This is a genomic window from Sulfitobacter sp. G21635-S1 (genome assembly GCF_027213915.1).
Lineage (GTDB): Bacteria > Pseudomonadota > Alphaproteobacteria > Rhodobacterales > Rhodobacteraceae > Sulfitobacter.
Map to the genome: position 1 here is coordinate 56,626 of NZ_JAPWGV010000025.1, position 11,927 is coordinate 68,552.

At 62.8% G+C, this 11,927-nt stretch carries 11 protein-coding genes; 3 read left to right on the forward strand and 8 right to left on the reverse strand.

Features of this window, described 5'->3' with window-relative positions:
* Positions 1 to 21: 21 nt before the first annotated feature.
* The 6 genes from arfB to O4H53_RS20815 form a co-directional block, all read right to left on the reverse strand.
* A complete protein-coding gene (arfB, locus tag O4H53_RS20790; protein WP_269366885.1) occupies positions 22 to 444 on the reverse strand; it encodes an alternative ribosome rescue aminoacyl-tRNA hydrolase ArfB in 423 nt (140 codons plus the stop codon).
* 391 nt (positions 445 to 835) lie between these two features.
* Complete coding sequence (locus O4H53_RS20795; protein WP_269366887.1) at positions 836 to 1,456, reverse strand: queuosine precursor transporter; 621 nt, start codon at positions 1,454 to 1,456, stop codon at positions 836 to 838.
* Positions 1,457 to 1,548: 92 nt separating this feature from the next.
* Positions 1,549 to 2,430, reverse strand: coding sequence for an esterase-like activity of phytase family protein (locus O4H53_RS20800; protein WP_269366889.1), 882 nt, complete (start codon positions 2,428 to 2,430; stop codon positions 1,549 to 1,551).
* Positions 2,406 to 3,344, reverse strand: coding sequence for a penicillin-insensitive murein endopeptidase (gene mepA / locus O4H53_RS20805; protein ID WP_269366891.1), 939 nt, complete (start codon positions 3,342 to 3,344; stop codon positions 2,406 to 2,408). Before mepA ends, O4H53_RS20800 begins: the two co-directional genes overlap by 25 nt.
* Entirely contained in the window at positions 3,341 to 4,714 is a 1,374-nt protein-coding gene (locus O4H53_RS20810) for an MFS transporter (RefSeq protein WP_269366893.1), read from the reverse strand. The genes mepA and O4H53_RS20810 overlap by 4 nt, the downstream gene beginning before the upstream one ends.
* A gap of 132 nt (positions 4,715 to 4,846) precedes the next feature.
* Positions 4,847 to 5,404 (reverse strand): acyl-CoA thioesterase, encoded by a 558-nt coding sequence (locus O4H53_RS20815; RefSeq protein WP_269366895.1) that lies wholly within the window; start codon positions 5,402 to 5,404, stop codon positions 4,847 to 4,849.
* A 124-nt stretch (positions 5,405 to 5,528) separates the two neighbouring features.
* Between O4H53_RS20815 and O4H53_RS20820 the strand changes: the two genes are divergently transcribed.
* Entirely contained in the window at positions 5,529 to 5,816 is a 288-nt protein-coding gene (locus tag O4H53_RS20820; protein WP_269366897.1) for a YggT family protein, read from the forward strand.
* A 200-nt stretch (positions 5,817 to 6,016) separates the two neighbouring features.
* Entirely contained in the window at positions 6,017 to 8,071 is a 2,055-nt protein-coding gene (gene recQ / locus O4H53_RS20825) for a DNA helicase RecQ (protein ID WP_269366899.1), read from the forward strand.
* Between the two features lie 7 nt (positions 8,072 to 8,078).
* Here recQ and O4H53_RS20830 read toward each other — a convergent pair whose 3' ends face one another.
* Positions 8,079 to 8,696 carry a glutathione S-transferase family protein gene (locus O4H53_RS20830; protein WP_269366901.1) on the reverse strand — a complete coding sequence of 206 codons (618 nt, stop codon included), beginning with the start codon at positions 8,694 to 8,696 and terminating at the stop codon, positions 8,079 to 8,081.
* A gap of 167 nt (positions 8,697 to 8,863) precedes the next feature.
* Here O4H53_RS20830 and yaaA point away from each other — a divergent pair, with 167 nt between their 5' ends.
* Entirely contained in the window at positions 8,864 to 9,643 is a 780-nt protein-coding gene (gene yaaA / locus O4H53_RS20835) for a peroxide stress protein YaaA (RefSeq protein ID WP_269366903.1), read from the forward strand.
* Here the strand turns inward: yaaA and O4H53_RS20840 are convergent.
* Positions 9,628 to 11,799: a response regulator gene (locus O4H53_RS20840; RefSeq protein WP_269366905.1), complete on the reverse strand. Its 2,172-nt coding sequence runs from the start codon at positions 11,797 to 11,799 to the stop codon at positions 9,628 to 9,630. The two genes, yaaA and O4H53_RS20840, sit on opposite strands and share 16 nt — an antisense overlap.
* Positions 11,800 to 11,927 lie beyond the last annotated feature (128 nt).

The window sequence follows — 11,927 nt, forward strand, 5'->3', positions numbered from 1 at the left end:
CTGAAGCATCATGCATCACCTTTAATCCAATGGGTCGACCTTGCCCCGCATGGCCTTGACCTCTCCCCGGACCTTTTTCGATTTCAGGCGGCGCTTCTTTGATCCCAGCGTCGGGCGTGTGGGGATGCGGCGCTTGGGCGGGGTCAGGGCCTTTTTGATCAGCTCGGCCAGACGGTCGCGGGCAATATCCCTGTTCCGGGCCTGACTGCGGGTTTCATCGCATTGCAGGATCAGCGCGCCCTCGTTCGTCCAGCGGCGCCCGGCAAGACGGCGCAGGCGCGCTTTCACGGGGCCGGTCAGGGAGGGCGAAGTTGCCGCCTCGAAACGCAGTTCGACGGCGGTTGCCACCTTGTTGACGTTCTGGCCGCCCGGACCAGAGGCGCGCACGAAATTCTCCGTGAGCTCCCAGTCCTGAATGGCGATGGTATCGGTGATCCTCAGCATTTTCGTATCTTTGCATCTGGCGCGGGCGAATTGAACATGAAAAGGGCCGCCCCGGTCGGAGCGGCCCAATTGTCGGTTTGGCGAATGGTTTCAGGAGGTGGGTCGGTTAGACCGTCTGTCCACTCGGGATTTCAGCTGCCAGGGGCTGCCCTAGCAGGAGGTCCTCCAAGCTGTTCCGACACCTCGCTCCAATACCTTTCTTGACACTGGATCACCTCCTTTACATTTGTTGAACTCAACCTCAGGTTTGCACAGGTTTTTCAAAACGCAAAGAGATTTTTTGCAGCAGGCGTGATCCTGCGCTGCGGCTGCACTGCGCGTGATTCATTTTTAGGCATGGGGGAGGTTATCCCCCATGTCCGCTGAGTATTTCCGGCATGAAGAAGCCTGTTCAGGCCGTCCGGGTCAGCCGGGCGGTGATGATCCGGAACGGGATCAGCGCGATCAGCGCGATGGAGAGTTTTACCGACCAATCCGCGATGGCGAGCGAAACCCAGAGCGGGGCCATGGGGCCAACGCCAAGAAGCGGCAGCGTTTCCGCCGCCCAGGAGACATCGGTGGCCGGGTGGATAAAGCTGAGGCTGCCCGCGAAGGCGATGGAAAAGAACAGCGCGGTGTCGATGCTGCTGCCGACCAGCGTGCTGACCAGCGGCGCGCGCCACCATTTGCCGCCACGCAGCGCGGCGAAGACCGAGACGTCGATCAGCTGTGCCACAAGGAATGCGACGCCGGAACCGGCGGCGATACGCAGCGTGACCAGCGGGCCGAATTCACCCATGATCTGCGTGCCGATCAGCGAGCAGACAAGGCCCACCACGAAACCCACCATGACGACGCGGCGGGCGGCGGAGGCACCATAGACGCGGTTCATGATGTCGGTGACCAGAAAGGCCAGCGGATAGGTGAAGGCGCCCCATGTCAGCCATTGGCCGAACAGGAACTGGACCAGGATATTGGAGGCCACGACGATGGCGGCCATGGCAAGGATGCCGGGGAGAAATGTGCGTGTCATGTTTGAACCGTTTTTTGCAAGGGTGCGGCGACTTGGCCCGTGGAGCATCCCCGGGCAGGGCGGCTTTAGTGGCATAGCGGCGTGCTTGCAAGTTATTTGGTCAGAACGAATTCGACGATCTGGGTCCGCTGGATGCGCAGGAAGTTGTCGTCGGAGATCATCGTGATCCGTGTGTTTCCCGCCGGATCGCGCCAGAGGCTCAGGGATTCCAGGTTGTCGAACCGTCCGGGCAGGGTGGTGAGCAGCGTGGTTTCACCCAGGCCAGGGGCTGCAAGGTTGAAGCGGCGGATACGGGTGCGGAAGCCCAGCGGCGTCACGGTGCGTTCGGCCAGATAGAGCAGACCATCCGCGTCGAAATCCGCGCCGACCGGCAGGAAGGGGCCGCGCCGGGGGATATGCCCGGTCACGCGCCAGCGCTTGCCGTCAAAGCGGTAGATGGGGAAACCATCGCGTTCTGGACCTCTGTTTTCCGGAATGGCGAAGAGGCTTCCATCGGGGTGGACTGCCAGCGCTTCGAGCCCGTTGTTGCGGGGAAAGCCTGCGAAATCCGGGTGATCGGGCAGGCGGCCCGCGGCCCCGGTTTGAAGGTTCACGCGTCCGACCCGGTGATCATGTTCAAAGGAGACATAGGCGGCGCCATCCGCCGAAATCGCCAGACCTTCGGAATCGGCGGCGTTGTTGCGCAGCGGCTTACCGCTGAGGTACGCCAGCGGTTTGCGGCTGAGGGTCTGGATGGCGGTAATCTGTCCCGCGCGGCGGATCAGCCTGACACGGACCAGGCTGGACCGGTCCGTCACCAGATAGGCGGTGTTGCCATCCGCGCCGATCTCCATCCCGGAAAAGCCGCCGAACCAGGGGTCCGGCAGGGACCAAAGGACATTGGACGTCAGGCGCAGCCCCTCGGCCTGTGCGAGGGATGCACAGGCCAGGGCCGCCGCGATGGACAGGATCAGTTTTCGAGGACGGATTTGCATTGTGCCGGCAGGTCGGCCAGCACCAGCTCGCGCCGCTTTTTCGGGGGCGGTGCGTCCGGGTCGGCCTTCTTGGGCGGTGGCGGGTTCAGGATGTTCTGCTGCCACTGCACCGCATCGGCACAGCCGTCACCGGCTGGCGGTGGCGTCTGGTTGACACAGCCGCGCGCGCCCTTGGGACAGGCGAGGCGGACGTGAAAATGATAATGGTGGCCGTACCAGGGGCGGATCTTGCGCAGATAGCCCCGGTCACCCTTTTCATCGGCGCACATCTGCACCTTGGCACCGGGGAAGACAAAGATCCGTTCGACGCGGGGATCCTTGGCGGCGGCCTTGATGATATTGTGGTGGGCCTGTGTCCAGGAACTGTTCACATAGGCCCCTTCCGCACGTCGCAGGGAGACGGAAGAGATGCTTTCGCGCTGTTGGCGGCTGAGGCCCAGCGATTTGGGCGGCAGCATCCAGATGTCGGCATCCAGGCCGATCTGGTGGCTGCGGTGGCCGGTCAGCATCGGGCCGCCGCGCGGCTGGCTCATGTCACCGATATAGAGCCCGGCCCAGCCCGGCTGCGTCGCGGCATAGGCGGAGAGTTTCTTGACCATGTCGATGGTTTCGGGGTGCGCCCAGTTGCGGTTGCGCGACAGGCGCATGGCCTGCCAGGTCGGCCCGGTTTCGGGCAGTTCCACGCCGCCGGCCAGGCATCCCTTGGCATAGCTGCCGTAAGCAGCGGGCGATTGCGTGGAGGCAAAGCTCTTTGCGCCGAAAAGCCGTTTCGCCTCGACATTGGACAGGGCGCCGCCGGAGGAGCCGATGGTCGGCAGCGCTTCGCGGTTGCCGCTGATGTCGCGCGATCCGCCACCGCACGAGGCGAGGGCAAAGGCAATGGCGGCAGTTCCGAGGATGCGGGTCAGGATCATTTCGAGAAATCTCCGTTTGGCTTGACCCATGCTAACAGGATCAGCCCGATGATGAACAGCCCCACCACGGGGGTAATGCCCAGCCGCTGGCTGTCGGTCACATCGCTCATCACCGCAATCAGCATTGGCGCAAGAAAGGAGGTGGCCTTGCCCGACAGCGCATAGAGGCCGAAGCTCTCGGTCATGCGGTCGGGGTTACCCTGACGGGTCAGCATGTTGCGTGATGACGCCTGCAACGCACCGCCCGCCGCGCCGATCAGCGCACCGGCGAGATAGAAGGTGATGTCGGGCAGCGCGGATCCGGCACCCACGTCGATGCCCATCACGGATGTCGGGGTGAGCGAGATGATCAGGATGGCGGTCAGGATCAGCGTCACACAGCAGAAGATGATGACCGGCATCGGCCCCACGCGCCGGTCCACGCGTCCGCCGATCCAGCAGAATATCGCGCCCGAGATGGCGGCGAGAATGCCGAAGATGCCGATGTCGATAATGCTCCAGTTCAAGACCCCCAGCGCGTAGATGCCGCCGAAGGTGTACATGCCGTTCAGCGCATCGCGGTAGAACATGGAGGAACCGAGGTAGGCCATCAGCGACGGATGGCGCGGCAGGTTGCGCAGGGTGCGCGCGAGGTCCGACAGCCCCTTGCCCAGTTCATAACGCACCGGGTTCGGTTTCGGGATATCGCGCGTATAGAGGAAGAAGGGGATCATGAAGAGCACATACCAGATGGCTGTCAGCGGTCCGACGATACGGGTGTCGGCCTTTGTCGCGGTGTCGAGGCCAAAGAGCGGTGCCATGCCCGCCATCGTCTTGCCGCTGTCGCCTGCCTGGAACAGGGCGATCATCAGCATCAGCGCCACCACCCCGCCGACATAGCCGAATGCCCAGCCGGAGCCGGAAATACGCCCGCGTTCACCGGGGTCCTGGTCAAGCTCTGGCAGGTAGGAATTGGTGAAGATCGTGGCAAACTCCATCCCGATCAGGCCGATGCCGAAAAAGAACAGGGCCCAGAGGATCGAGAAATCCTGCGGTGCCGTCCACCACAGGCCGGCCGAGCCGATCACGTAAAGTGCCGAAAAGAGCCAGATCCAGGGCATGCGCTTGCCCGAACTATCCGCAACCGCACCCAGGACCGGGGCCAGCAGGGCGATCAGGATGCCTGTCGCGGTCAGACCGTAACCCCAATAGGCCTGGGCCTGCGCCTTTGCCACATCCAGCGCCATGCCGTCCGCGACAAGGGCGGCTGTCGCGGTCTGCGCGAAATAGGGGCCGAAGATGAAGGTCAGCATCAGCGTATTGTAGGGTTGGCTGGCCCAGTCGAAGAAATACCAGCCCCAAATGCGTTTACGCGCTGTGATCGTCGCCATGTAGCCCCCCGTTTCCGTTGCGGAAGGGTAGAGCAGGAAGGCGCATCTTTCGCAAGAATTGCTTTTGGCCGGGCCGGCTTTGCGGAGTTGCGGATCCGGTGTGCGGCTGATCAGCCGCGCCCGGAAAACCGGCTATGGATGGGCTGGCACGACATCGGGCATCGGGGGCCAGGGGCGCAGTGCCTCGGTCTTGCACCATTCGCTGATCCAATGGGGCATTTCGGGGGAAACCGCTTCCTGCCCCATCGCCTCCAGCACCCGTTGCGGGGGGATGATGCCGTTACTGTCCGTCACGGCAGCCCGGTAGAGAACATGGCTTGCACATTCGCCGTTGGTTTTCCACATGCTCTGTTCAAGGTAGATGAACTTGTCGTCCCAGCATACGGCGCGGCTGCGCATTTCGAACTTTTCGAAGCCGTGGATGCGCCGCCGGAAACGGGTCGACGATCCGGCCATTGTCAGGCCCCAGCGCTCGCGCCGCAAAACGTCGATCAGCCCGCCCCGCTGCGCCATGGCGATGCGTCCGATGTCATAAAGCGACAGGGCGCGGCCGTTGTTCAGTTCCAGCCAGAAGTCCAGATCGTGCGGCCAGCACATATGCCGGCTGATGTGGGCCTCGGTCAGGGTTGCAAGGGGCGGCTGGCGCCGCGCTTTCAACACATGCCAGATGACGCGGACAAATGGGAACATGGGCAGACTCCTTTGCCCGACAGGTGCAACTATGCAGGCAAGGGTCAACCATGAACCTTGCGGCACTCTTGTGTATTTGTGCTTCTGTGCTTACCTCTGCCGCAATCGCAAGAAAGGGCCGCCCATGACGTCGTTGTTCCAGATCCTGATGTTGCTGCTGAACATCGTCTATTTCATCGTCATCGCGCATGTGATCATGTCGTGGCTGATCAATTTCCAGGTGCTGAACCTGCGGCAGCCGCTGGTGGCGCAGATTTGGGACGGCCTCAACCGGCTGCTGGAACCGGTCTATTCCCGTGTGCGGCAGATCATTCCCCCAATGGGCGGGCTCGACCTTGCCCCGCTGGTCGTGCTGATCGCGGTTGCGGTGCTTCGCATCGTCCTGGTGAACAATGCGCCGATGTTCTACTGAACCGCATTTTAGCTGACTGCCAGGCCTATAGCGCCCGACCTTAAACCTGTGACAAGAATACCCTGCCACGCCTGCGGCGTTCTCGGGACATTCGTGTCACGATGATTCAGATAAAAGATCGGGCGCTTTAAACGGGGTTGTTCCCCCCGGGCCGCTGTGGGATTCTGCGTGGCATAACAGTTTATCCAACAGGGTTTTTCATGACCGCCACCGCATCGGGCGCGACCGCGCTGCTACGTGACGTATTCGGCTTTGATGCCTTTCGCCCCGGCCAGCAGGAGATCGTCGAGGCGGTGACAGCGGGTGAGAACGTGCTGGCGATCATGCCCACGGGTGGCGGGAAATCCCTGTGTTTCCAGATGCCTGCCCTGCTGCGCAACGGGGTGACGGTGGTCATCTCGCCGCTGATCGCGCTGATGCGCGATCAGGTTCGCGCCTTGCAGGAGGCGGGTGTGGGCGCAGGCGCCCTGACCAGCGGTAACACCCCCGAAGAGACCGATGCCGTCTGGGAGGGGCTGGAGGCCGGAACGCTGCGGCTGCTTTACATGGCGCCCGAGCGGTTGGCGGCCGGATCGGTGACCGGCATGTTGCGCCGGGTCGGTGTCAACCTGATTGCGGTGGATGAAGCGCATTGCGTCAGCCAATGGGGCCATGACTTTCGCCCCGACTACCTGCGCATCGGAGAGCTGCGCCGCGCGCTGGATGTGCCACTGGCGGCCTTCACCGCCACGGCAGATGCCGAGACTCAGACAGAGATCGTGCAAAAGCTGTTTGACGGGCAGGCGCCGCGCGCCTTCCTGCGGGGGTTTGACCGTCCCAACATCCACCTGGCCTTTGCCGCCAAGAACAAGCCGCGTGACCAGATCCTGAACTTTGCCGCGGCCCGGCCCGGTCAATCCGGCATCGTCTATTGCGGCACGCGGGCCAAGACCGAAGGCATTGCAAGGGCGCTGCGTGAGGCGGGGCAGAAAGCGATCCATTATCACGGCGGGATGGAGGCCGAGGACCGGCGCATCGCGGAGCGACAGTTCCAGCAGGAAGATGGGTTGATCGTCTGCGCCACGGTGGCCTTTGGCATGGGCGTGGACAAGCCGGATATCCGCTGGGTGGCCCATGCCGACCTGCCCAAGTCGATCGAGGCCTATTACCAGGAAATCGGTCGTGCGGGCCGCGACGGCGCCCCGGCGGAAACGCTGACCCTGTTCGGCCCCGATGACATCCGCCTGCGCCGCTCCCAGATCGACGAGGGGCTGGCCCCGCCTGAGCGCCGTGCGGCGGACCATGCGCGGCTGAACGCTCTTCTGGGCCTGGCCGAGGCGCTGACCTGCCGGCGCAAACAGTTGCTGGCCTATTTTGATGAACATGACGTGACCTGCGGGCGCTGCGACCTTTGCGACACGCCGGCGGAGGTCTTTGACGGCACCACGGCGGTGCGCAAGGCCCTGTCCGCGATCCTGCGCACCGAAGAATGGTTCGGCGCGGGCCATCTGATCGACATTCTGCTCGGGGTCGAGACCGACAAGGTAAAGGCACGCGGCCACGACGGTCTGCCGACATTCGGCGTGGGCGGGGAATATGACCGCCGCCAGTGGCAGGCCGTGTTCCGGCAGATGATGGGCCACGACCTGATCCGACCCGACCCGGAACGCCACGGCGCATTGCGCATGACAGATGCCGCCCTGCCGATCCTGCGCGGCGAAGCGGAGATCAGCCTGCGCCGCGACACGATCAAGGCTGCCGGCGGGTCACGCCGCCCGGCGGTCAAGGCGATGGTCAGCGAAGAGGATGCACCTCTGCTCTCTGCGCTCAAGGCCAAGCGGCGCGCGCTGGCTGAAGCGGCCAAGGTGCCTGCCTATATCATCTTTACCGACCGCACCTTGATCGAAATGGCCGAGACGCGCCCCCGCGACCTGGACGGGATGGCGCGCATCGGTGGGGTCGGGGCCAAGAAGCTGGAGAACTACGGCGCGGATTTCCTGCGCGTCATCAACGGCGAGGCCGAAGCGATGCACCCCACCCGGCGCAAGCTGGCGGGCCGCTCGGCGGGATCGGTCTATGACCGGTTGCTGGCAGTGCAGGCGGATCTGGCGCGCGGCGAAGAGGGCACGGAGAAACCATTAAGCTGCTCCGCGTCCCTGCTGGCCAAGGTGGCGCAGATGCACAATGCGGATGACGCGGCGCTGGAGCGTTTGCTGGGCGAACGCCGCGCCGAACGGTTCGGCGCGGCGTTCCTGGATATTCTTTCGGAACGGTAGAGCGGTTTCAGGCGGCCGAGGTTTCGGCTGCCAGCGCCTCTTCGTGTTTTTGCAGGGCCGCAGCTGATGGTCGTGCCTGACACCGCTCGATCCATTGCCGCACGGCAGGGATATCCGGGGCCATCTGCGGTGCAAAGGTGAAGGCCGAGACCATGATAAGATCGGCTGCGGTAAAGCGGTCGCCCAACAGGAAAGGTCGGTCCGCCAGCGCTTCTGCCAGCCGTTGACCCATCTCGGTCAGGCCACGGAACGTTGCGAAGTAGGCGGGATGATCGATTTCGGCGAATTTGCCCACCAGAACCGGTTCGACGACATTGCCGTAGTAGGCCAGCCAGCTGAGGTATTCGCCGCGCCGGGGGTCGCCGATGGGAATGCCCATCGGACTGTCGAAAAGATCGGTGAGATAGAGCATGATTGCATTGCTTTCACGGATCGCCGTGCCGTCGTGAACCAGAAGCGGAACCTTGCCCTCGGGGTGCGGATTGGCCGGGTCCGGCGCGCCGATGTTGCCCTGGCGGATCAGCCCGACGACACGAACCTCGACCTGATCGAGCACTTCCATTTCCATCAGCAGGCGGATGATGCGGGACGAGCGGGTATTGGGGCCGTGGTAGAGGGTCAGCATGGATTTGTCCTTTCACATTGCGGGATGTGAACATCCTAGCCGAGGGTAGCGACAATTTCTGTCAGCAGGCACGGGCCTGAGCGGGGTGCGGTCAAAAGTGCATCTGGCATTCTGGACCTTTCCGGGCCTGCGCGGTAGGTCGGTGGCACATCAAGGGGAGTGGGCCGATGCTGGTGGTGATTTCGCCTGCCAAGAGACTGGACTGGGACGCGCGCGAAGTGGCGACGACACAGCCCGATTTTCAGGAGGATGCCGTGCGGCTGGCCAGGACCGCGCGCAACCTGACACTGGGCAAGCTGAAGGGCCTCATGGACCTGTCGGACGACCTCGCGCGGCTGAACCGGGACCGGTTCCAGGCCTTCGAAGAGGCCCCGGCAGCGGATGTCACGCGCCCTGCGGCGCTGGCCTTTGCCGGCGATACCTATCAGGGGCTTGAGGCAGGCAGCCTTGATGCGGAGGAAATGATCTGGGCGCAGGACCATTTGCGCATCCTGTCCGGGCTATACGGTGTGCTGCGCCCGCTGGATGCCATCCAGCCTTACCGTCTGGAAATGGGCAGCAGGCTGAAGACGCGGCGTGGGACCAACCTTTATGACTATTGGCGCGATACGCTGTCAAAGGCGTTGAACGCCCAGGCACAGGCCATCGGCAGCGAGGTGCTGATCAATTGCGCCAGCCAGGAATACTTTGGCGCGGTTGCGCCCAGCGCTCTGAAACTGCGGGTGATCACACCGCAATTCATGGAAGACAAGGGCGACGGCAAAGGGCCGAAGATCGTCAGCTTCTTCGCCAAGAAGGCGCGCGGTGCGATGGCCCGTTTCATTATTCAGAACCGGTTGACCGACCCCGAGGCGATCCGCGATTTCGACACCGGCGGCTATGTCTGGCAGCGCGGCGCATCGACGCCTGAAAAGCCGGTATTCCTGCGGCCCTACCCGGCGGCCTGATCGCTTTCTGCGGGCAAGGGCGGGATCATGCCCGGCCCATGCGCCGCCCTGATCCGGCCCAGGATGTCGGGTTTGCGCAGGGGTTTGGTCAGATAGTGATCCAGCCCGGCGGCCAGAATGCCGTGGTCGTCGCCGTCCATTGCATGTGCGGTCAGGGCCACAATCGGCACATGCCCGCCGGTCTCCTTTTCCAACCGGCGGATCGCACGGGTGGCTTCTTTCCCGTCCATACCGGGCATGGAAATGTCCATGAAAATCAGGTCTGGCGCGGTCTCCTGGAACAGTTTCACCGCTTCCTCGCCGTTGTTGGCAAATGTCAGTTCAACCTCCAGCGTCTTGATCATCTTGCTGAAAACAAGCTGATTGGTCCTGTTGTCTTCCGCCGCGAGAATGCGCATCGGCCGCAGTTCTGCAGGGCCGGGGCCCTCCGCCCCGCTGCCAAGCGCGGCCAGCCGGGCAAAGAGGGTCGCGCGTGGCACCGGTTTTTGCAGCACGTCCTGAATCAACGTGTTTGCCGGATCCTGTTCCGCAAGGTCGGGATTGGAGCTGAGCAGGAGGATCGGCGCATCATGGCCGCCGTCACGCAGGGCGCGGGCCAGTTCCATGCCGTCCATGCCGGGCATGTTGTGATCGGTCAGGATCACGTCAATCTGCGACGATATCGCCGCCAGCGCCTGAGCGCCGTCTGAACAGGCGGTGACCGTGGCACCCAACTGCCTGAGTTGCCGTTCCAGAATGGTGCGATTGGTGCCGATGTCGTCCACGATCATCACATGGCCGATCCCGGCAGGCAGGGCCGCAAGGTCGGGCAGAGCGACCGCACCGGTCGCCATGGGCAGTTCAAAGCCGAAACAGGCACCATGTCCCTCTTCGGAGGTGACCCATATGCTGCCGCCCATCAGCTCGACCAGACGCTGGCAGATGGCAAGACCCAGGCCGGTGCCGTCGAATTGCCGGTTGCGTTCGTTTTCGACCTGATTGAACTCCCCGAAGATATGCGCGAGCTGATCCCCCGGTATCCCGATGCCGGTATCCTCGACGGTGATATGCACCCGGTTTTGCAGGCCTTCCGAATCGGGGACGCCCGTGACACGGATCATCACATGCCCCCGGGCGGTGAATTTCACCGCATTTCCGATCAGGTTCGTCATCACCTGCCGGATGCGCCCGGGGTCACCGACCATCTGGGTCGGCATGAAGATGTCATAATCCAGCATCAGGTTCAGACCCTTTTCGCGGGCCAGGGGCTGCAACAGCATCATGACCTCGTGAATGGCACGCTCCAGGTCGAAGGGTTCGGGATGGATATCAAGCTTCATCGCCTCGATCTTGGAATAATCCAGCACGTCGTTGATGATCACCAGCAGCGCCTCACCCGAATTCTTGATGGTCTGGACGTATAGCCGCTGTTCCTCTGTCAGGTCGGTCTCTGTCAGGACATCGGCCATGCCGACAACGCCGTTCATCGGTGTCCTGATCTCATGGCTCATGTTGGCGAGGAAAGAAGACTTGGTCCGGGTCGCGCTTTCGGCCCTGGCGCGGGCTTCTTCCAGTTGTTGTTCGTAATTCACGGTCGCTGTGATGTTGAGACCAAGGGTCACCATGTCACCGCCGGAGCCGCGTTGATCGACCAGCTTGATGTATTGATCGTTCCACAGCCGGATGACCTTGGGCGCCGGTGCCGGATCCTGCAGCCGCAAGGTCATCATCTGACGCCATTCCTTTGGCGAGAGCCCTTCGGTGTTCACAATCCCTTCGTCCGTGAGCAATTGCAGGATGGTGACGTAGTTGATCCCCGGCGCCACGACCTCCAGCCCGTCGAAGATCGACAGATAGGCCTGGTTCGCCATGATCATCTGATTGTCGGCATCGAACAGCGCGAAGCCGTCGCTGATCGTTTCGATGGACTGCCAGAGCCGTCGTTCCGTCAGCGCGATTTTCCGGTTGGCGGCGGAAAGATCCGATTTGACGCGCAGGTTCTCGCCGCGAATGGTCTCGACTTCGGCCCGCGTCTCGACGATTTCTTCTGACAATTGCTGGGCGTGCAGGCCAAGTTTGCGGTTGGCGGCAAAAAGCTCCGCCTGTTTGAGTTCCAGCATCCGTTCCGCCGCAAGGCGGTTTCGCCGTTCCTCCGTCAGTTTGCTGGCAAAGTCCATCCATGCTCCGAAAGGCTTCTGCCCGGGTTTCCCGCACTTTCGCCGGACATGGTGAACATCTTGCTAATGGATGGCGAAGCCTTGCCGGGAATCGGATGCCATGCGACCATGGCCGCATTTAGAACCGG

Coding starts and splice junctions, on each gene's coding strand:
- O4H53_RS20800 (WP_269366889.1), bottom strand. CDS start 2,430: ATGCAAATCCGTCCTCGAAAACTGATCCTGTCCATCGCGGCGGCCCTG.
- yaaA (WP_269366903.1), top strand. CDS start 8,864: ATGCTGGTGGTGATTTCGCCTGCCAAGAGACTGGACTGGGACGCGCGC.
- mepA (WP_269366891.1), bottom strand. CDS start 3,344: ATGATCCTGACCCGCATCCTCGGAACTGCCGCCATTGCCTTTGCCCTC.
- recQ (WP_269366899.1), top strand. CDS start 6,017: ATGACCGCCACCGCATCGGGCGCGACCGCGCTGCTACGTGACGTATTC.
- O4H53_RS20840 (WP_269366905.1), bottom strand. CDS start 11,799: ATGGACTTTGCCAGCAAACTGACGGAGGAACGGCGAAACCGCCTTGCG.
- O4H53_RS20820 (WP_269366897.1), top strand. CDS start 5,529: ATGACGTCGTTGTTCCAGATCCTGATGTTGCTGCTGAACATCGTCTAT.
- O4H53_RS20795 (WP_269366887.1), bottom strand. CDS start 1,456: ATGACACGCACATTTCTCCCCGGCATCCTTGCCATGGCCGCCATCGTC.
- O4H53_RS20815 (WP_269366895.1), bottom strand. CDS start 5,404: ATGTTCCCATTTGTCCGCGTCATCTGGCATGTGTTGAAAGCGCGGCGC.
- arfB (WP_269366885.1), bottom strand. CDS start 444: ATGCTGAGGATCACCGATACCATCGCCATTCAGGACTGGGAGCTCACG.
- O4H53_RS20810 (WP_269366893.1), bottom strand. CDS start 4,714: ATGGCGACGATCACAGCGCGTAAACGCATTTGGGGCTGGTATTTCTTC.
- O4H53_RS20830 (WP_269366901.1), bottom strand. CDS start 8,696: ATGCTGACCCTCTACCACGGCCCCAATACCCGCTCGTCCCGCATCATC.